The sequence below is a fragment of the Marinobacter sp. DY40_1A1 genome (genome assembly GCF_016597815.1).
GTDB classification, from domain to species: Bacteria; Pseudomonadota; Gammaproteobacteria; order Pseudomonadales; family Oleiphilaceae; genus Marinobacter; species Marinobacter xiaoshiensis.
In genome coordinates this window covers 388,508-409,180 of sequence record NZ_VCHA01000003.1, presented here as the reverse complement: position 1 = coordinate 409,180, position 20,673 = coordinate 388,508, and the positions used below count along the sequence as shown (strand labels likewise).

18 protein-coding genes are annotated in these 20,673 nt (G+C 53.7%); 6 read left to right on the top strand and 12 right to left on the bottom strand.

What is annotated here, in order from left to right; all coding sequences use genetic code 11:
• Nucleotides 1-3 precede the first annotated feature (3 nt).
• From FFI61_RS10310 to FFI61_RS10290, 5 genes are read left to right on the top strand one after another with little or no spacing between them, the layout of a single operon-like run.
• Nucleotides 4-864, top strand: coding sequence for a mechanosensitive ion channel family protein (locus FFI61_RS10310; RefSeq protein WP_200202116.1), 861 nt, complete (start codon nucleotides 4-6; stop codon nucleotides 862-864).
• Entirely contained in the window at nucleotides 845-1,342 is a 498-nt protein-coding gene (locus FFI61_RS10305; protein WP_200201997.1) for an ATP-dependent zinc protease, read from the top strand. The genes FFI61_RS10310 and FFI61_RS10305 overlap by 20 nt, the downstream gene beginning before the upstream one ends.
• Nucleotides 1,339-2,244 (top strand): 30S ribosomal protein S6--L-glutamate ligase, encoded by a 906-nt coding sequence (gene rimK, locus FFI61_RS10300; RefSeq protein ID WP_200201996.1) that lies wholly within the window; start codon nucleotides 1,339-1,341, stop codon nucleotides 2,242-2,244. Before FFI61_RS10305 ends, rimK begins: the two co-directional genes overlap by 4 nt.
• A 3-nt stretch (nucleotides 2,245-2,247) precedes the next feature.
• Nucleotides 2,248-3,312: a succinylglutamate desuccinylase/aspartoacylase family protein gene (locus tag FFI61_RS10295; RefSeq protein WP_200201995.1), complete on the top strand. Its 1,065-nt coding sequence runs from the start codon at nucleotides 2,248-2,250 to the stop codon at nucleotides 3,310-3,312.
• A gap of 15 nt (nucleotides 3,313-3,327) precedes the next feature.
• A complete protein-coding gene (locus FFI61_RS10290; protein WP_200201994.1) occupies nucleotides 3,328-3,753 on the top strand; it encodes a secondary thiamine-phosphate synthase enzyme YjbQ in 426 nt (141 codons plus the stop codon).
• A 13-nt stretch (nucleotides 3,754-3,766) separates the two neighbouring features.
• On the opposite strand, the gene amn is transcribed toward FFI61_RS10290, so the two are convergent.
• The 12 genes from amn to betI all read right to left on the bottom strand — a co-directional run bounded on the left by amn (nucleotide 3,767) and on the right by betI (nucleotide 19,194).
• Nucleotides 3,767-5,242, bottom strand: coding sequence for an AMP nucleosidase (gene amn, locus FFI61_RS10285; RefSeq protein WP_200370205.1), 1,476 nt, complete (start codon nucleotides 5,240-5,242; stop codon nucleotides 3,767-3,769).
• Nucleotides 5,243-5,304: 62 nt separating this feature from the next.
• Nucleotides 5,305-6,759 (bottom strand): MFS transporter, encoded by a 1,455-nt coding sequence (locus FFI61_RS10280; RefSeq protein WP_200370190.1) that lies wholly within the window; start codon nucleotides 6,757-6,759, stop codon nucleotides 5,305-5,307.
• Between the two features lie 511 nt (nucleotides 6,760-7,270).
• Nucleotides 7,271-8,494, bottom strand: coding sequence for a sodium/glutamate symporter (gene gltS / locus FFI61_RS10275; RefSeq protein ID WP_200370187.1), 1,224 nt, complete (start codon nucleotides 8,492-8,494; stop codon nucleotides 7,271-7,273).
• Nucleotides 8,495-8,618: 124 nt separating this feature from the next.
• Nucleotides 8,619-8,867: a DUF6868 family protein gene (locus FFI61_RS10270; protein WP_200370186.1), complete on the bottom strand. Its 249-nt coding sequence runs from the start codon at nucleotides 8,865-8,867 to the stop codon at nucleotides 8,619-8,621.
• Complete coding sequence (locus FFI61_RS10265; protein WP_200370185.1) at nucleotides 8,864-10,318, bottom strand: diguanylate cyclase domain-containing protein; 1,455 nt, start codon at nucleotides 10,316-10,318, stop codon at nucleotides 8,864-8,866. Before FFI61_RS10265 ends, FFI61_RS10270 begins: the two co-directional genes overlap by 4 nt.
• A 298-nt stretch (nucleotides 10,319-10,616) precedes the next feature.
• Entirely contained in the window at nucleotides 10,617-12,248 is a 1,632-nt protein-coding gene (locus FFI61_RS10260) for an alkaline phosphatase (RefSeq protein WP_200370184.1), read from the bottom strand.
• 57 nt (nucleotides 12,249-12,305) lie between these two features.
• Complete coding sequence (choV, locus tag FFI61_RS10255) at nucleotides 12,306-13,487, bottom strand: choline ABC transporter ATP-binding protein (protein ID WP_200370183.1); 1,182 nt, start codon at nucleotides 13,485-13,487, stop codon at nucleotides 12,306-12,308.
• Complete coding sequence (gene choW / locus FFI61_RS10250; RefSeq protein ID WP_200370182.1) at nucleotides 13,484-14,332, bottom strand: choline ABC transporter permease subunit; 849 nt, start codon at nucleotides 14,330-14,332, stop codon at nucleotides 13,484-13,486. Before choW ends, choV begins: the two co-directional genes overlap by 4 nt.
• Before the next feature lie 104 nt (nucleotides 14,333-14,436).
• On the bottom strand, nucleotides 14,437-15,366 hold the full coding sequence (locus FFI61_RS10245) for a choline ABC transporter substrate-binding protein (protein ID WP_200370180.1): 930 nt from the start codon (nucleotides 15,364-15,366) through the stop codon (nucleotides 14,437-14,439).
• A gap of 37 nt (nucleotides 15,367-15,403) precedes the next feature.
• Nucleotides 15,404-17,071 (bottom strand): choline dehydrogenase, encoded by a 1,668-nt coding sequence (gene betA / locus FFI61_RS10240; protein ID WP_200370177.1) that lies wholly within the window; start codon nucleotides 17,069-17,071, stop codon nucleotides 15,404-15,406.
• Nucleotides 17,072-17,134: 63 nt separating this feature from the next.
• Complete coding sequence (gene betB / locus FFI61_RS10235) at nucleotides 17,135-18,598, bottom strand: betaine-aldehyde dehydrogenase (RefSeq protein ID WP_200370175.1); 1,464 nt, start codon at nucleotides 18,596-18,598, stop codon at nucleotides 17,135-17,137.
• Nucleotides 18,595-19,194, bottom strand: coding sequence for a transcriptional regulator BetI (gene betI / locus FFI61_RS10230; protein ID WP_200370173.1), 600 nt, complete (start codon nucleotides 19,192-19,194; stop codon nucleotides 18,595-18,597). The genes betB and betI overlap by 4 nt, the downstream gene beginning before the upstream one ends.
• 473 nt (nucleotides 19,195-19,667) lie before the next feature.
• Between betI and FFI61_RS10225 the strand changes: the two genes are divergently transcribed.
• Nucleotides 19,668-20,645 carry a TAXI family TRAP transporter solute-binding subunit gene (locus FFI61_RS10225; protein ID WP_200370171.1) on the top strand — a complete coding sequence of 326 codons (978 nt, stop codon included), beginning with the start codon at nucleotides 19,668-19,670 and terminating at the stop codon, nucleotides 20,643-20,645.
• Nucleotides 20,646-20,673 lie beyond the last annotated feature (28 nt).

Sequence of the window (20,673 nt, the reverse complement as noted above, 5' to 3'; positions counted from 1 at the left end):
GCAATGAGTGTGTTTACCGATATAGCTTGGGGGCAGTGGATCAGCGCTGGCTTTTTGATGTTGCTGGGTATTGTTCTCGCATCCTTGGCAGCGCGCAGTGTGTCAAAGGTGATGGCCAAGCGCACTTCCCGGCACCACACCGTTATGGTTCGGCGGCTGGTGTTCTACGTTATCTTTTTATTGTTTGGCGTTGCGGCGCTCAGGGAGGCTGGGTTCTCGCTGGATGTGGTATTGGGCGCGGCCGGTATTCTGACTGTGGCCATTGGTTTTGCATCGCAAACGTCTGCCTCAAATATGATCAGCGGTTTGTTCCTGCTTGTTGAAAAGCCCTTTGAAATTGGCGATTTCATTGAGGTGGAAAAAACCATGGGTGAAGTGGTGGGAATCGATATGCTGAGTGTAAAACTGCGCACCCGGGATAACCTTTATGTGCGTATTCCCAATGAAACCTTGATCAAGACGCCTGTTGTTAACCGCTCACGTTTCCCTATTCGCAGAATCGACCTTCAGGTGGGTATTGCCTATGCTGAAGATGCTGAGAAGGTAGAAAAGCTACTTCTGGAGCTGGCAGAAAAGAATCCTGTTTGTCTGGAGGAGCCCAAAGCCCTGGTGCTGGTTACCGCATTTGGCCCGTCCTCGATAGATTTGCAGTTTTCTTTCTGGGTACCCAAAGACAAGGTGCTTGAAGGTAAAAGCGGTATGCTCGTTGCTATAAAGAAAACGCTGGATAAGGCGGGTATAGAGATACCTTTCCCTCATACCAGCATCTATGCTGGCAGCCACTCCGAGCCGTTCCGGGTGCAATTAATGGCGCCGGAAAAAGTCACTGAAAAGGAACAATTGGATGTCCAAAAAGACAGTTGAAGCCCTCAAAACCGTGGAGCCGATACCTGCTGAAAATAAAATCAGCCTGGGGTGGCGGGAGTGGGTGGCGCTACCTGATCTGGATATTAACCGCATCAAGGCAAAAGTGGATACGGGTGCGCGTACCTCGTGCCTCCATACTTTTCGGACGGAGCCCTACACACAGGATGGCGAGCGTCGAGTGCGGTTTTGGGTGCACCCGGTTCAGAACGATATGCACCAGGTTGTGGAATGCGACGCTCGTGTGCTTGATGAGCGTGAAGTAACGGATTCCGGCGGCCATAAAGAGCTGCGACTGGTGATTGAAACTACATTGGTGATTGGTGGCCAAAGCTGGCCCGTTGAAATGACGCTCACGAACCGGGATACCATGCGGTTTCGTATGCTGATTGGACGCACCGCGATGGAGGGCCGATCCATGATATATCCTGAAGCTTCCTATCTCGCCGGGGAACCGGCTTTAAGGCCTGAAAAATGAAAATTGCAGTTCTGTCCCGTAACCGGCATTTGTATTCAACCCGTCGTCTGGTGGAAGAAGGCGTTAACCGTGGCCATGAAGTGAAGGTGATTGATTGCCTGCACTGTTCCATGAACATCACATCCGCCAACCCGAAAATTCACTATCACGAAGAAGTGCTGGAAAATTTCGACGTGATTATTCCCCGAATCGGGGCATCCGTTACCTTCTATGGCACAGCGGTTCTGCGCCAGTTTGAAATGATGGGAACCTTCCCGGTGAACGAGTCGGTTGCCATCACTCGTTCGCGAGACAAGTTGCGCTCTCTTCAGCTGCTGGCCCGTAAAGGCGTGGGTATGCCCATAACCGGTTTTGCCAACAAGCCGGACAACGTGCCCGAACTGTTGAAAATGGTGGGTGGTGCGCCCGTGGTGATCAAACTTTTGCAGGGCACTCAGGGTATTGGTGTTGTGCTGGCGGAAACCCGCACCGCGGCGGAAAGTGTGATTGAAGCCTTCATGGGCCTCAAGGCCGACATCCTTGTGCAAGAGTTTATCAAGGAAGCTGGCGGTGCAGATATTCGCTGCTTCGTGATTGGCGACAAGGTTATTGCCGCTATGAAGCGCCAGGGTGCCGAGGGTGAGTTCCGCTCCAATTTGCATCGTGGGGGCAGTGCCTCTTTGGTTCGTATCACGCCGGAGGAGCGCAAAACGGCCATTACCGCCGCAAAAGCCATGGGCCTGAACGTGGCGGGTGTGGATTTGCTGCGTTCAAGCCGTGGGCCGCTGGTGATGGAAGTTAACTCCTCACCGGGATTGGAAGGTATAGAAAACGCTACCGGCAAAAACGTAGCGGGCATGATTTTGAACTGGATTGAAAAAAACCAAGCGCCCTGGCGCACCAAAACCAAAGGCAGAGGATAATCGATGGCGCGAGCGCCCTTTGAGATGGCTGGAGTGCAGGTAAAGCCTGGTACCCGGCAACAAGTGGAAATTCCAATTGCGAAGCTTTATACCCACACGCCTTTGCATATACCCGTGGAAATTGTACATGGGCGCCGCGATGGCCCGGTACTCATGGTGTGTGGCGCCATACATGGTGATGAGATCGCTGGTGTGGAAATTGTGCGCCGTGTGCTCACCAATTCGGCGCTTCGCAATTTGCGCGGAACCTTGATCGCCGTGCCCATCGTGAACATCTTTGGATTTGTGCACCGTACCCGTTACCTGCCTGACAGGCGCGACCTGAACCGCTGCTTTCCTGGTAGCGAAAGAGGCTCCCTTGGCGGTCGTATTGCTTACCTTCTGCGCACACAAATAATGGAGCACGTGACGCATATTATCGATTTGCACACGGGCGCTATCCACCGCTTCAACCTGCCGCAGGTGCGGGCTGAGCTGAAGAACCCCGAAACTGCACGCATGGCGGAAGCATTTGCGGCACCGGTGATTATTGATGCAGGCCTCCGGGAAGGCAGTTTGCGTGCTTATGCTGACTCGCTGGATATCCCCGTTATTACCTATGAAGGCGGCGAAGCCTTGCGCTTTGACGATGTGGTTATCGGTAGTGGTGTAAAAGGTGTGATGCGAGTGATGCGCGAACTCGAAATGGTTCCGCCACGGAAGGGGCGCGCAACATTGAAAAAACGCTCGGAAATTGCGGCCAGCTCCCAATGGGTGAGGGCAGAGATTGATGGCATCATGCGGCCGGTGGCAAAGCTTGGCCAGAAAGTGCGTAAAGGTCAGAAGCTGGCCATGGTGGCGGATCCCTTTGGCGAATCCGAAACGGCGATTGTGTCACCTTGCTCAGGCATTGTTATTTGTGTAAACAATTTGCCGTTGGTTAACGAAGGTGAAGCCATTTATCACATAGCCCGATTTGACGAGCTTAACGAAGCAGAGAAGGCTATGGATTACTTCCGCAGCTCATTTGAGACGGAAGTGAGTGAAGCAGTTGTGCCCATGCACCCATGGGATGAACTGCAGAAATAAACCGAAGGAGCTGCCATGATCTGGCATCAGACATTCGTTGACCTGGCGCCTTTGCCCAGAGGGTTTCATCTGGTAACTAATGAAATCCTCGCGCAGGCACCGGACATGACCAACTGCGAAGTGGGGCTGCTGCACCTGTTTATCCAGCACACATCGGCTTCGCTGGCGGTAAGCGAAAACGCTGACCCGGACGTGCGCGGAGATCTGGAGCGTCACTTCAATGTGATGGTGCCCGAAAGGGCGCCGCACTATGAGCATGTATTAGAAGGGCCAGACGACATGCCGGCCCATATCAAGAACGTTCTTATTGGCCCGTCGCTCACCTTGCCCGTTAACCATGGGCGCCTGGCGCTGGGAACCTGGCAGGGGCTTTATCTCTGTGAGCACAGAGATAAAGCCGATGGCCGTCGGATTGTGGCTACGCTGCAGGGGCGCTGGTAGCCGCGACTCGTATTTACCGGAACGGTGGCTCGTCAAAGCTACGCAGCTTGCGCGAGTGCAGTGTGTAACGCTCACTGCGCATCAGTTCCAGAGCGCGGATGCCGATATGCAAATGTTGGGTAACCGCACTCTCGTAGAAAGCTCCGGCTGCCCCGGGTAACTTGATCTCGCTGTGCAGTGGTTTGTCACTGACACATAGCAAGGTGCCGTAAGGTACGCGGAACCGATAACCCTGCGCAGCGATGGTGCCGCTCTCCATATCGACCGCGATAGCGCGGGCCAGGTTGATCTGTGAGCGCTCCTGGGCCCAGCGCAGTTCCCAGTTACGATCATCGTAGGTTAATACCGTACCGGTACGCAGTCGCCGCCGGAGGGTGTCACCTTCGTCACCGGTTATCTCTGCCGCGGCCTGCTGCAACACTTGCTGCACTTCGGCTAACGCAGGTAGAGGAATATTCGGTGGCAGTACCCGGTCAAGAATGCCGTCGCGGCGCATATAGGCATGGGCCAGCACATAGTCACCAATGACCTGCGACTGCCGCAGTCCACCGCAATGGCCAATCATCAGCCAGCAGTGCGGGCGCGTTACAGCGAGGTGATCGGTAATGTTTTTGGCGTTGGAAGGCCCCACGCCAATGTTTACCAAGGTAATACCCTGGCCGGGCTCGGCGGCCTTCAGATGGTAGGCTGGCATCTGGAACCTGTGCCAGACCACTGAGTCCACAAGCGCCTGCATTTCATCTGCGGGCATACCCCGTTCAATCACCACATTTCCGGGCAATACCATGCTCTGAAAGCGTGAGTTGCCCTGCAGCATATCCAGCCCATGGCGAATAAACTGGTCAACATAACGATGGTAGTTGGTCAGCAATATCCATGGCTGCACATGCTTCCAGTCGCTGCCCGTGTAATGCACAAGCCGGCGTAATGAAAAATCCGTTCGCGCGGCATCAAACAGGGATAACGGCAATTGCTCAAGCGCTTGCCAGTCGTGCAGGCCGTCGGCGGTGCCATCGCTGGTGGCGGACAAATCGGTACTCGGAAATACCTGGGAAAGTTCGCGGGCAGTGATGCCCGAAGAGCCCAGCTCGTCGCCTTGCTCAACAACATAAGGGTAGGGAATGTTGACCTGGCTCCAACCCACCTCCAGAACAACAGTGAAGTCCCTCATAATATGGTTCAGTTGGCTCTCCAGATAACGCCTGAAGGCCTCTGGCTGAGTCACCGTAATGCTGTAAACGCCGGGCTCTTGCAGCCGCGCGTAAGCACGTATGCTGCTGGGTGCCTCGCCTTGAGCTCGATAAGTCAGTCGCAGTTCGGGATAGCGAAAGGCGCAGTGGGAGTCCTGCGGAAGCTGGCGGTCAACAAGGTACTGCTGCAGCGCCGAGCGCAGTGCGCTTGTGGCTTGTTCGTACAGGGCGGCAAGGCGATCAACTGCCGCTTCAGGGGTGGTCACTACAATAAAATCATCATCACTGGATAGTGTCACGACATGCCTCAGAGTTGTTTGACTGTCTTTATAGTGCCTGCTGCTGCGGTTGCGGCCAACCGCTAGTTCTGCGCGCGCCGGTCGCGTAAGTCCTTAAAAGCCATGGCTAATGCTAGCAGAGTGATCAACGTGATCGTCAGCAACCCAAGGCTCACTGCCGTGTGCCATGAGCTGTAAGGGCGCAGGGCGAACACAATGGCTGTAATGATCGCAATCCCTACAGAGGTGCCGATACGTTGCCCTGTTTGCATGATGGCTCCGGAGCTGCCTGCATAGGCGAGCGGCACCTCAGCAAGGGTGAGCGTTTGGTTTGGGCTGATCACCGAGCCCTGGCCAAGGCCAAAAAAGGCCAGCGACAACAGCAACCACCAGATACTCACGCCCAGATGCTGATGCAATAGCACCACCGCGATACTGGACAGCAATCCGAAAACAGCAAACATCAATCCGCCAATGACAACCTTGCGACCGTAGTGGTTGACTCGCTTTCCGGCCCAGTTGGAGGACCAGGCAGAGAGCAGTGCCGAGGGGATGCCGATCATGCCGGCTTCAAATGCTGAAAAGCCAACACCCTGCTGTGCGTACAAGGGGATCAGTACCCAGACACTGGTCATGCCCAAGAAATACAGAAACATTATGACACTGCCATTACGGTAGCTGGAGGTGGCAAAGATTTTAAGATCCACCATGGGGCTGTATCCGCGCCGGGTATACCAGCGCTCCCAATGTACCCAGAGGTAAAAAAGCAGAAGTCCCGCGGGAAGCAGCAGCCACATCAGCCCGTTCGAGCGGGATTCAACAAAGGGGTAGAGCACGGCCAAAACACCCAAACCCAGTAGCAAGGCGCCCATGGGGTCCAGCGATCTCAGGCCTTTATGTGCCATTAGCTTGGGCTTGTGTATCAAAGGCCTTGGAAACCACAAAAACGCCAGCGCTATGGTTAGCAAGCCTACCGGAACGTTAATAAGGAACGTCAGGCGCCAGCCAATCTCCGGGCCACCCAGGTGAATCAGAATGCCACCAAGAACCGGGCCAATGGCAACAGATACACCCACTGTGGTGCCAAAAAAACCAAAAGCGCGAGCGCGGTCAGGGCCCCGAAAATACTGTTGGATCATGCCAATGCCCTGGGGGTTCAGGAACCCCGAACCAACACCCTGAACAAAACGCGCCGCGTTAAGCCAATCCGCATCCGGTGCCAGACCTGCGGCAACCGAGGCGAGGGTGAATATGGCAACGCCAAGAATAAAAAAGCCGCCGCGCCCCATCAGATCCCCGGCGCGGCCCGCACTTACCAGCACCACGCCAAAGGTGAGTGCATAACCGGACAGCACCCACTGGATATCAGACTGGCTGGCATCCAGCCCTTGCTGGATCGAGGCCAGGGCCACGTTAATCACACTGACACTCATCAGCGACATGAAAATTGCCATGAGCAATACCAAAAGAACACGCCAACGGACGGAGTCGCTGATGCTATCGGTGGTGGTAGTTTGCTGGGAGGTCAGTTCGGTCATGTAATGGCCATAAAAGTTGCGCACAACACACAGAGCAATGAGTATGGGAGCGTACCAGAGTCTGTGGCCTCAAGCCCTTTGATATGCCAATGGAGGATTTTCGCTGGGCTTTTTAGTTGAATGTTTATGTGTTGTTCCGCCCGGCTCAACTGGCTGCGCCCGAAATGGAAAAGGCAGGGGGTGGTGTACAGGAACGGGGCTGAACTGAACTGCACTGTTGATTCTGAGCGAAGCTGTTTTGAAAAGCATCGGAAGAGCGATAAGGACAATACGATGAAGTCCATTGTGACCACATGTCTCACGTTATTCCTGGCATTGGGAGGAGTCGCCATGGCGCAGGAGAATTCTCGCAATAGGTGGGGCGCGAATGGCTGATTGAGGATATCGCAGGCACGGGTGTGATCGACTACAGCCTGGCAAGACTATTGTTTATGCCAGAGATGGTCGTCTGGCTGGACGGAGTTGTCCCAAAGGGAAATCAGCCCGTACGCCAAGCACCCGAATCCAGCGGCTATAAGCTGTTCAAGAAGAAGGGGATCATCAATGCATTGGCCAGGTCAATAAAAAACGCACACACCAGAGGCACGATAACAAAGGCCAGGTGAGAGGCGCCGTACCTCTGTGTCACCGCAGACATGTTGGCCATGGCGGTAGGTGTCGAGCCCAGAGAAATGCCCCCGAAACCGGCGCACACCACAGCGGCGTCGTAGGTGCGGCCCATTAATGGGAAGACAACAAATATGTTGATGGCCACTGCAATTGCGAATTGAATCGCGAGAATAGTAAAAATGGGCCCCGCCAGATCGACCAATGTCCATAGCTGCATGCTCATGAGCGACATAGCCAGGAATGTTCCCAGTGCCATCTCGGCGATCAATGCCATGGAGGGTGTGCGACTGGGCCAGCGCATTCCGCTGAAGCGGGGGAAATTGGCAGGGATCAGATTGGTAATGAGCAGCCCGGAGAACAGGCATGAAACAAACAGGGGCAATTCGAGCCCCTGTGCTTCCAGCAAGCCGTTCAGAATTAACCCGAAAAATATGCTCAGGTGGATAGCGAAGATGGCGTCTAGAAAGCCCATGGAATCGATCATTCCCCCACCTTTCTCTTCAGGCATCCCCACAGTGAGCGCATCAGCCTTGTCGGGCGTGAGCTTGTACCGGGCGATCAGGAACCTGGCAATTGGGCCCCCCATCAGGCTCGCCAGAATCAGTCCGAAGGTTGCACAGGCAATACCGATTTCCATGGCATTCACTACACCGTAGTCTTCCGCAATCCTTGGGGCCCAGGCAATTGAGGTGCCGTGACCGCCTATCAGCGATACCGTGCCGCCCAGCAAGCCAACTGCACCCGGCAAGTCAAAGAGCGCTGCAATGGACAAGCCAGTCAGATTCTGGATGACCATGTACACAATTGTGATAAGCAAAAGAATAACGAGCGGCTTACCGCCAGACAGCAAATCGTGGACGCTGGAGTTGATACCGATGGTCGTGAAAAAATAAACAAGAAGGGCGTCCCTGGCTGCAAGATCAAACTCGATCGCCGTGCCAGTTGTTGCGTACACGGTGGCGACTAGTATCGAGAACAACAATCCACCCGTGACGGGTTTGGGGATGCTTAACTCACGCAGGAAAGCGAATTTTTCATTCACCCGCTTGCCCACGAACAGCACCAGAATGCCAATTGTTGTCGCCAAGCCTGGCCCTATTCGCAACACCTCGTCGATTATCTCCATCTTCCAGTATCTTGCTCCGGTTTTGTTTTACGCTCAGGCTCTTGGCTGAACGCTGAGCCAAGAGCTGCAGGATACACAGGCATTGACAGCTTTTGGTTACGAATTGATGCAGGTGCTACCCGCTTTACTGGCCCATAATCTTGAGAGCCAGATAAGGCGCAATAATGAACACGAATGAGAATGTTTTGTAGTTTGCTAGGTAGTTGAAATAACTGGCAGTGAGCTCGCTTTCCGGAATGCCAAACATCTTGCTGTGGATTGATGTGATAAAGGGTCTGGCCAAAATGAGGAGGACACTGGCGAACACCAGCATTCCCAGGTTCAAGATTGAAGCCCAGCCGAGAAGCTCTGTGAGCTGAGAAATCGTGATCATAAATGCCTCCCGGCATAGTGACGAGGTTGTTGGCGGAACAGTCTGAAGCAATTTTTACCGCTTTTTTTGGCAGCGTACATCGCTTTATCTGCCTTGCTGATCAAGGTGTCCACATCTGTTCCATCTTTGGGGTAGACAGAAATGCCAATGCTTGCACCTATAGTTGCTGAGCCATTATCGAAGTGGAATGGTTTTGAGATGGTTTTGATGATGCTGGAGGCAACCACTTCCGCGTCTTTTTCAGATATTCCACCATTTAGCTGGATGATGAACTCGTCACCCCCATAGCGCGCAACGAAATCCGCATCCCGAAGGCTGTTCTTCAATAGCTTGCCAATTCTCTCAAGTGCTTGATCGCCTGCTTTGTGACCGAATGTATCGTTAATGGTTTTAAAACCATCAATGTCGACAAACAAAAGTGCGACTGTTTCGTTATTCCTTTCTGCATTGGCGATCATAGAGGCGCTCAGACTCTTGAATAGCCTCATGTTTGCGAGCCCTGTCAGCTCATCGTAAATGGATTTCTCATAAAAAATATCCTTTTGTTCATGCACCAGCCCAATCAGTACAGTAGAGATTATTGACATGGCGAAGATCAGCTGGACCTCTAGCATTCCATGATATGAATATCCAAAAAGAACATAAAATGAAAGCGTGAAAAGGTTCCCGATAAATGCATACATCAAGCCAATACCCAGCCCCCACTTTACAGCGGTCCAGATAATAGGGATCAGTATCAGGTAGTAATAGCTTGAGTAGTTCTCACTGAATTTGCCCAGAGATACAACCAGAAAAGACAGGGTTATTATGATCAGAAAGGCTATTAGTTTATCTGGTTTCAGGATATCACGATAAAGGGTGAGTTTTGTTGTTTTACACCCGTGGGATTTGAAATAGAGAAAAAATATAAATAATGGGAGTGCGGTCAGCGCGCCAGTCAAGTTTCCGACAAAAAACAGTGGGACCTGTTCGCGCCACTGTGCGCTAAGGGTGCTTTCCATGCTGTTTGAACTCATAACAAATACAGCAGAGGATAGAAGTGCCGTTATGATGAATATTAATATCAAAGTATAATAAAATTTAGCGCTAAGTGTTTGTTTTTCAGGGTTTAAGTGACCCAGTGCTATTCCGGCAGTGCCGTAGATGAAAAATTGTCTTAAATCCGGGTTAAGCATTTCAAGGCTGTAATTAAAGACATCGCGTTGGGGAAGGCCGCCCAATATAATTGCGACAAGGTAAACAGGAAGATATTTTGCGCCAAAAAGATAAATCAATAGCATGGCAAACCCGGAAGGTGGGTAAAAAATGCTTATGCCTTCGGATACTTCAAAGAGGTAGGCCACCTGGTTCAATAACCAAAAGGAAAAAATAAAAAATAGTGCGTTACGGGAGTGCTGCTTCAACCCTGTGATGTTACTGGCAAGATTTGTCCTTTCCGATGATGCGTCCATGATTTCTCCGCAAAGCACCTTTTTTTATATTTTTAGCCTGCTGCCAGCACAGACGCGCCCTGAAAATATGCAGAGACCCAGTTCCTTCTCTACAGGGAAGCATAAATTAACCTGGCGTTAAACGGTACTCCAAAGCTTAACCTCAATAGCAAGCCTCTTTGTGTTCGCTTCGGGGAGGGGGTATTGGTGAGCAGGAATGGTAGGTTTTGCGGCTGGTAAAATAGTTATATTGGCGGGGGCTCTTGGAAGCATTACCGGCCCCGCATGTGCGTGGGCCGGCATATTCAACTCCTCACAATCAGTTGTCCATCGCCTCTATGGCATACTGGCCAACATCTGTGTGGTGCAGAATCTTGCCAAAGGGTGCAGCCGCTTTAGCGGGGCCCTGTGTGAATACCAGTACCGGGGTGTTGGTGTGAGTGCCGGTAGACCAGACCACGTTCTGCTGCTCAGCAACTTCACGGGCCAGAAGGTTCTGGCGGTTGTCGTCTGTCTGGTAAACGAAGAAGGCGCCGTTCACATCCATTTTCGGAACGGTTTTGCTGCTCAGGTATGAGTGGCCTTCGGTGTAGAAGGGGTTGTCTTCAGTGGCCAGTACCCGGGCCGCCTGCTCTTCGGTTATGTTGAAGCTGGTTTCAGCGTTCACAATACGTGCAAGGCTGGCCGGTGTTTGCTCGCGCTCGTTCAAACCGTCGAACTGGCTGTAGAATATGTCGCCGTAGGAGGATTTCTGCTCATACAGTTTGTCCAGGGTGGATACATCACCAAAGTTGAAGCCAGGTTTGAACTGTTGTTCTTTAAAAACGTCGCCCGGCAGGTCGCGGCCATGGGGGAGGTCGTTGGCGGAATAGCTGAAGCCAAAACCGCCGGTTTCATGGTCTGCGGTGACAACAACCAATGTGTCATCCCGGCCCTCTGCCCAGTCCAGAACGTAGTTCAGCGTTTCGTTCATGCGCAGCATTTCGTGAAGCATGGTGCCTGTGTCGTTGTAATGCCCTGCCCAGTCAATCTGGCCGGCTTCAATCATCAGGAAGAAGCCTTCGTCGTTTTTGGACAGGGTGGCGATGGCTTTTTCCGACATTTCTTTCAATGTGGGAATGGTGCGGTTGGGGTCACTTTTGGTCCGATTCTCAACAATGGCGTTAGGCAGTGATGAGTAGGCAAATAAGCCAAGCATTTTGCCATCTGCTTGGTTCATCTGATCAAGGTTGAATGCCAGGGCGTAGTTTTTTTGCTGCGCTTCGGCAATCAGGTTGCGGTTGTCCTTGCGCTTGGATTTGATGCGCACAGAGCCTTCAGTCAATGCTTCCAGCTCTAAACGCGCTGCTGACTGCTCGTCATTGGCGGATGCCGGAATCCAGTAACGCAGGCCGCCAGATAACATTACGTCTACGTTGTTATTCAGCAAATCGACGGCAATTTCATTTTCAAGGCTGCGGTGGCTCTGGTGGGCAGCAAAGCCCGCGGGGGTCGCGTGGGTGATGCGGGTGTCGGAAACCAGGCCGGTAGATTTGCCCAGTTTTTTCGCTTTTTCCAGAATGCTTTCCGCTGTGTTGCCGTCTTTGTCTGCGCCAATCATTTCGGCGCCAGCGAGTTTGCCGGTGGCTAGTTGGGTGGCAGAGGCTGCGGAGTCCACAACCAGGTTGTCATTGGCGTGGGTCATGGAAATGCCCATAGGGCCATTTTCGGCAATGCGATCGAAGGCAGTGATGCCGTCGGCGACCACCGAGTTGGGTGCTTGCTTGGCGTAAGCTAGCAGCAAACCAATCTGTTGCGGGCCCATGCCATCGCCAATAATCATGATGACGTTTTTGGCTGTTTCAGGTTCAGCCGATGCGGCCTGAGAGTCTGTTTGCATGGGTGCACAGGCGGCCAGCAGGAGGGACGAGGCAAGCAGCCCCGCGCCAGCCGTGATGTTTCGGATATTCATAGACGTCCTTTTTAGGAGATTAGTGATTTTATGATTATTGGTGGGCGAAAAGCTCGCCTAGCTGTCGTCCAGATGCTTCCCCAGCATGGCGTGGTAAAGCTCCCGGTCGCCAATGGCGCCGGTAATCTGGCCGCTTTCTTCCACCAGCAGGCTGTGGCCGGTGAAATATCGAATCTCTACGGCATCCCGCAGAGGTGTATTCGGGGCTATACGGGTTGGTTGTTTGGCCAGGCTTTCGATGGCTTGGCCTTCTTGCCAGGCTTGGGTCTGAAAGGTTTGGCCGCCACTGGTTACTACGGCTTTTTCCGCCACATCCGGAGTGTGTAGCCAGGTGTCGTAGCGCTTGTTGAGGCAGCGGTTGCCTCTGGAGTCTTCCTGTATCTGGCCAATAGGCAGTGCCAGGGAGCGTGCCGCCAGAACGTTCAGTGGGTTGGTGCTGGCAACGAAGCTTTTTACGTAATCGTTTGCAGGTTCCAGCACAATGGATTCCGGCTTGCCGTGCTGTACGATCTGGCCGTCTTTCATGATGGCGATGTGAGAGCCCAGCTTAAGGGCTTCATCCAGGTCGTGACTCACGAATACGATGGTTTTTTGCAGCTCTTCCTGCAGGGTCAGCAGTTCGTCCTGAAGCTGGTGGCGGATCAGCGGATCAAGGGCAGAAAACGGCTCGTCCATCAGCAGTATTTCAGATTCTGTGGCCAGTGCCCGTGCCAGTCCCACCCGCTGGCGCATGCCGCCGGATAGTTCATTCGGCCGGCGGTTGGCCCAGCCTGACAGGCCAACCAGTTCCAGTTGGCGGGCTACCTTCTTGCGGCGCTCGGTTTTGCCAAGGCCTTGCAACTCAAGGCCGAAAGCCACGTTGTCTTCCACGGTCAGCCAGGGCATCAGGGCGAAGCTCTGGAATACCATGGAAATATGGCGCGTGCGTATGTCTCGCTGCACCTTTTCGCTGGCCTGGGTGAAGTCCACCATTTCATTATCGTGCTTTATGCGAATGGCCCCACTGGTGACATCGTTAAGGCCATTTATACAGCGCAGCAGGCTCGACTTTCCTGAACCGGAGAGCCCCATAAGCACACAAATTTCGCCTTTTTTTACATTCAGGCTGGCATTCTGTACGCCTACTACCAAACCGGTCTGATCGCGAATGTCGGCTCGTTCGAGGCCTTGTTCAATCAGTGGCAAGGCTCTTTCGGGCTGCTTGCCAAACACAACGTTAACGTTATCGATTTCAATCATGCTGAGGTCTCCGCAGCGCCTTTCTGGCGGAAAAAACGGTCCATCCAGATGGCCAGTAATACAATGGCGAGGCCGGCTTCAAAGCCTTTGCCTATGTCGACAGTGTTGAGGGCGCGAACAACCGGCACGCCCAAGCCATCAGCGCCGACTAGCGCGGCAATAACAACCATAGAGAGCGATAACATGATGCACTGGGTTATACCGGCGCCAATGGAACTCATGGCGGCGGGTAATTCCACCTTGAACAGCAGTTGACGGTTGGTACAGCCAAAGGATTTTCCGGCCTCAACCAGCTCGGTTGGCACCTGGGAAATGCCCAGATAGGTAAGCCTTACGGGCGCGGCAATGGCAAAAATCACGGTGGAGATAACACCGGGTACTACGCCCAGGCCAAAGAGTGTGAGGGTCGGGATCAGGTACACAAAGGGTGGAATGGTTTGCATAAGGTCCAGCACCGGCTGCAGAAACCGGTATAGCCAGGTGCTGTGGGCAGCATATATGCCCAGGGGAATGCCAATCAGAATGCACAGCACGGTTGCGTAAAGCACCAGTGACAATGTGGCCATGGTGTCTTCCCAGTAGCCGATGTTCAAAATCAGCAGGAAGCTGATGGCAGTAAAGGCCGTGAGCCCCCAGCGGCGATGGCGAATGGCGGCAGCTGCCGTAAACAGTGCAATGAGGGCAAAAGGTGGAACCCATAGAAGCGCGTCGGTCAGGCCATGAATCATGCTTCTGAGGGTTTCGGAAACGGCGTCGAAAAAGCCGCTGAAATTGATCACCAGAAAATCAACAATGGCTTCCATGAAGTCGCCGAAGGGTAGTTGATGCTCAGTTATCCAGTTCATGGTTTTATGTCTTTTTGGGTGCGGGCCAAAGCCGGCACGGAAAATGAGTGAATCAGGTAGTGCAAATCAGATCAGGTGCCCGGGGTTGCCCCGGGCTTTACTGGCTATTTAAGGGATGCTTTCACGGCGGGCAGTGCTTCTTTGCCGTCCAGGGTGGTAACGCCTTCAAGCCAGGCATTGAGTACCTCCGGGTTGCGGGCCAGCCATGCCTTTGCGGCATCGTTTGGTTCTTCGCCATCGTTCAGAATGGCACCCATCACTTCGTTTTCCATGGTCAGGGAGAAGGTGAGATTGTTCAGCAGCTTGCCAACGTTCGGGCATTCGCTGGTGTAGTTCTTGCGAACGTTGGTGTGCACGGTTGCGCCACCGTAGTTGGGGCCGAAGAAATCGTCGCCACCGTTCAGGTACGCCAGATCATGGTTGGCGTTCATCGGGTGCGGTTCCCATGCCAGGAATACCACCCAGTTATTACGACGGGTTGCACGGCTTACCTGGGACAGCATGCCCGCCTCACTGGATTCAACTACGCGGAAATCCCCGAGGCCGAAGGCATTTTGGTCTACCATCTGCTGGATCAGGCGGTTGCCATCGTTGCCTGGCTCGATGCCATAAATGCGGCCATCAAATTCGTCTGCATGCTTGGCGATGTCGGCAAAGCTGGTAACACCGGAATCGTAAACGTATTGAGGCACTGCCAGGGTGTATTTGGCACCTTCCAGGTTGGTGATTACGGTTTCTACGTCGCCGCTTTCGAGGTATGGGCGCACATCGCCTTCCATGGTGGGCATCCAGTTACCCAGGAAAACGTCGATGTCCTTGTTTTTGAGTGAACGATAGGTCACCGGCACAGACAGGACTTTTGCCGTTGGGCTGTACCCCATGCCTTTAAGTACTTCGGATGCCAGTGCGGTGGTGGCGGTTATGTCGGTCCAGCCTACATCCGCAAAACGTACGGTTTCGCATTCGGCGTTCGGAGCGGCGGTTGCAGCGCCACTGATTGCAAGGCCTGCACAAGCCATCATGAGCTTCTTCATTGGTTCTCTCCTTTCTTTGTTTTAGGTCACAGCATTATTAGCGTTGTGTGTTTTTCCAGTCCGGGTGCTCCCATACCGGTGCGGATGAGGGGGGCAGTGGTTTGCGGCCACGAATATGGTCGGCGCACTTCTCGGCCAGCATGATGGTGGGGGCATTCAGGTTGCCGCTCACCATGCTCGGCATGATGGAAGCATCCACCACTCGCAGGTTGTTTACGCCGTAAACCCGAGCCTCTTCGTCCACCACGGCCATGGGGTCATCGGCTGCGCCCATTTTGCAGGTGCAGGATGGGTGGTAAGCGCTGTCGGCGTACTTGCGAACGAAGGCATCAATGTCCTCATCGGTGGTGGCGTTGGCGCCCGGTCGCAGTTCTTCGCCCCGGAAGGGGTCAAACGCCGATTGGGCGAAGATTTCCCGGGTCAGTTTGATGCTTTGACGCATTTCCCAGCGGTCGCGCTCGGTGCTTAGCAGCTTGGGATCGATGATCGGGTGGTCGTTCGGGTTCGCCGACTTCAACTTCAAAAATCCGCGACTTGTGGGGCGCATGGGGCCAACGTGGGCCTGGTAGCCGTGGCATTCGGCGTCTTTCCGGCCGTGGTCAATTACCTGGGAGGGCAGGAAGTGGTATTGGATATCCGGGTGCCGAACGCCGGGCTCGGAGCGAATAAAACCGCCGGCTTCCAGGTGTGCGGTTCGGCAGGCGCCCCAGTCGTTGTTGATAAACCACTTCATGCCCGCCAGGGTTTTGCCCGGCTGGGTGGTGTACTTGTACAGGGTGACCGGTTGGGTGGATTCGTGCTGAACGTAGATTTCCAGGTGATCCTGCAGGTTTTTGCCGACACCCGGGCGGTCGGCCACCACCGGGATATTGTGTTCTTTGAGTTCCGAAGCTGCACCTATGCCAGAGAGCATCAGGAGTTGTGGCGAGTTGATAGCACCGCCGCTTACGATGACTTCCTTGCGGGCCTTCACCCGAACGGTTTTGCTTTTCTGGATGTACTCCACACCCACGGCGGTTTTGCCTTCAAACAGAATGCGGGTGGTCATGGCACCCGTTTCGGCAGTCAGGTTGGGACGGTTCAATGCGGGCCGCAGGTAGGCTTGGGCTGCGCTCCAGCGTTTGCCCTTTTTGATGGTCATATCCATCTCGCCAAAGCCTTCCTGCTGGTGGCCGTTCATATCTTCAGTGTAGGGGTAGCCGGTTTGCCGGGTTGCTTCCAGGAAGGCGCCAAACAGGGGGTTGGGCTCGTCACCAGTGTGCACGTTAAGTGGGCCATCCCCGCCTCGATAGTCGTCGGCGCCTTTTTCCCGGCTTTCGGCTTTGCGGAAATAAGGCAGGACATCCTGATAACGCCAGCCTTTGGCGCCTTCATCGTGCCAGCGGTCGTAGTCGTAGGCGTGTCCGCGGATGTACACCATGGCGTTGAGAGTAGAACCGCCGCCCCACACTTTGCCCCGGGGCCAGTAGAGTTTTCGGTTGTTCAGATACTCCTGAGGCTCTGTATGGTAGTACCAGTTGTACTTATCGCCCATGAGGTTGTACATGAGCGCTGCGGGCATATGGATTTTCCAACCGGTATCACGGCGCCCGGCTTCCAGTACCAGAACCTGGTCTTCTCCACTTTCACTCAGGCGGTTCGCCAATACACAGCCGGCGGAACCGGTGCCGACAATTACATAGTCAAATTCATTATCAAACTGCAAAACTGTCTCCTTGATGCGAAGGCGGATAGGTCATCCGCAGAGGCTCTGGTTTGAAAAGTGGTGTCAAAATGGCGACTCAAGGGGTGCCATGCCGACGTAAACGGATTTGGTTTGGGTGTAGTGGGCGAGGGTTTCGCGACCATTCTCACGGCCCAGTCCTGAGAGCTTGTAGCCGCCTACGGGCATCTCGGCCGGTGAGGCGCCAAAGCTGTTGATCCAGCAAATGCCAGCCTCAATCTGATGAATAACGCGATGTGCGCGGGTGATGTCTGAAGTGAACACCGCAGCTGCGAGGCCATAGTCGGTGGCATTTGCGCGTTGAATGACTTCTTCTTCGGTATCAAATGGCAGTACGGACATCACCGGCCCGAAGATTTCTTCCCGAACTATGGTCATGTCGTCAGTGCAGTCGGCAAAGATTGTTGGCGCTACAAAATAGCCGCCTTCAAAGCCAGCTGGCTGCAAGGTTGTGCCGCCTGTTAGCAAGCGCGCACCTTCAGCCTTGGCGCTGTCGATGTACTTCATGACCAGGTCGCGGTGCTTGGCGCTGATCAGGGAGCCGAAGTTGGTGTCGGGGTGTTCCGGGTCGCCGCAGATGATGTTGTTCTTGGTTCTTCTTACCAGCTCCTCAAGAAAGGCGTTGTAGATGGAACGCTGAACAAACACGCGAGTCCCGTTGGTGCACACTTCGCCCTGGGTGTAGAAGTTGCCCAGCATGGCCGCGGACACCGCTTGTTCCAGATTGGTGTCTTCAAAAACCATCAGTGGGGATTTGCCGCCCAGTTCCATGGTTACGGATTTGAGTGAGGAGGCTGAATCGGCCATTACTGTGCGGCCGGTTTTTGCTTCACCTGTAAACGAGATTTTTGCGATGGCCGGTTCGGCTGTCAGCATCTGCCCCGCCCGGTAATCGCCTTGCACTACGTTGAATACACCAGCAGGCACGCCAGCCTCGATGTAAATCTCGGCAAGTTTGATGGCGCCCAGTGGGGTTTCTTCTGATGGCTTGAAAATCATGCTGTTGCCGCATGCCAGGGCAGGGCCGGATTTCCAGCAGGCAATCTGCAGTGGGTAGTTCCACGCGCCAATGCCAGCGCAGACGCCCAGCGGTTCGCGACGGGTATAGAAAAAGTCTGGCCCCAGGTGCTGGCTTTCACCGGTAATGCTGGAGGCCTGCCCAGCAAAATACTCCACGGAATCTGCGCCGGTTACTACGTCTACCACACTGGCTTCCTGCCAGGGTTTTCCGGTGTCCAGCACTTCAATTTTTGCCAGTTCATCGTTCCGCTCGCGCAGAATATTGGCTGCCCGGTTGAGAATGCGGCCGCGCTCCAGCCCGCTCATTGCAGACCAGGTTTTGAAGCCTTCCCGGGCACTCTCTACCGCAGCTTGCATAACGGATTCGTCGGTCTGTTCAACCTGATAAATCACCTTGCCGGTAGCAGGGTTTACCACGTCGAAGCGTTCGCCGCTCTGGTTTGCCAGTGGCTGGCCGTTAATAAAAGATCGGTACACGGGCAATGTCATTCGCTGGCTCCGTTATTCGCTTTGATGGCTTGGTCGATATAGGTTTTGCACAGGGCAACGGCTTGGTCTGGCTCAATCCGTCCTTCACTCATGGCAGCGCGTAGCCAGAAGCCGTCGATCATTGCTGCCAGGGTTTGCGCTGTGGCCTGTGCGCTCTCGCCGGGCATCAGTTTGCGCAGGTGGAAGATCAGGTTGGATAGCAGGCGGCGCTCGTTGACCCGTTGTAGCCTCATCAACTCCGGGCTGTGCATGGCCTGGGTCCAGAATGCCAGCCAGGTTTTAGCCGACTGAGCGTGTGTCTGAACACCGGAGAAGTTTGCATCCACAATTGCCATTAAGCATTCACGCGGGGTGTTGGGCTGGCCGGCCATTAGCTTTGAAGCATCTTCCTGCAAGCACGAGAGCAAATACCGCATAGTCGCCTCAAGCAGGCCCTGTTTGCCGCCAAAGTAGTGACTCACAATGCCAACCGACAGTTCAGAGGCAGCTGCGATTTTTCCTATCGTTGCGCCCTGAAAGCCATGGATTTCAATGACTTCTAATGTTGCGTCGATCAGCTGCTGCCGCCTAATAGACTCGACTCCAACTCTTGCCATGTGCTCGTGACCTGTGTTTTTTGAATGTGTGTTCAATATATTGAATGGCTGTTCAATGAACGAAGGTTAATGGTTTGAATACTAAAGATCAAACCGGCGTAAAAAGGAGTGGTGGTGAGATTTGTGCGATTTAAGTCCTGAATATCAGGGGTTTCGCGCAGAAGAAGTGTTTAGAAGGCGAATGAATGTTTTTGGCTTCAGGCGCCTTGAGAAGGGAAACGGTAATGGCGTTCTTGCAATAGCTGCGCAGGGCAGGCGAGTTCTGTTTTGCTGGCGGAAATTCACCCAATGTTGGCTGGGGATGGGTGGGAATGTACCCAATTTTCTGCGAGCGAAGTGGTGCTTGTTGGTAGGCTGTTGTTTTTAAGTGAATTTATTTTTTGGCTTGTTGTTTGCATCAGATGAGCTTATCGCAGCCCTTAGTGGGCTCCGTCGAGCACCCAACAAACAAAACGAATCAGGGAACAGTCTCTATGAAGAACCAAGCCATTATCGCGGCGGCATTCGCCTCTACTCTTGTTGTTGCCAGTCCCGTTGTTGCCCAGGATCGGGCCGGTTGGCCGGATAACTTTACTGTGGGTACGGCAAGTCAGGGCGGCACCTATTTCGCCTATGGTTCTGGCTGGGCTAACTTTGTTGCAGAAAGTCTGGGCGTTTCCGGTGGCGCCGAAATCACTGGCGGGCCTATGCAGAACATGGCTCTGGTGCACACTGGTGATCTCAAGTTCGGCCTTACTACGATGGGCCCGGCTCGTGAATCCATGGATGGCAACAGCCCGCTGGCGCCCGGTATGAAGATGGACAACGTATGCGCCATGTTCCCCATGTACGAGACGCCTTTTTCGGTAACGGCGCTGAGCAGTTCCGGAATCAAGTCTATTTCTGATATCCCCGACGGTGCCACCATCGGTTTCGGCCCCGCTGGCTCAACCTCCGATACTTATTTCCCGCGCATGATGGAAACCCTGGGGGTGAACTTCAAACGCCGTAATGGCAGTTGGTCGGATCTTGGTGGCCAGCTTCAGGATGGTCTGATTGATGTTGTTGCCTTTGCTGCAGGTATTCCTATTCCGGCTGTTAGTCAGTTGGAGGTTCAAACCAATGTAAACATTATTGGAATGACCGATGCAGAAGCCAAGAAGGTGACGGACAACTTCCCGGTATCTGAATTCATTATTCCGGCAAGCACTTATCAGTCTCTGAATGAGCCCTCGCGTGTGGTTTCCATGTGGAACTTTGCCATGGTGAATTGCGATGTTCCGGAAAGCTTTGTGTATGAAATTACCAAGCTGACCATGGAGCAGAATGAGCGGATGGTTTCTATCCACAAGGCAGCTCGTAATTCGATTCCCGAGAACTACAACAAGAACAACGTATTGCCTTGGCATTCCGGTGCAGCTCGTTGGTTCAACGAGAACGGTTACACCATCGAAGCCAGCAAGATCAAATAACGCTGTTGTTTTGAATGGCTGAATGAAA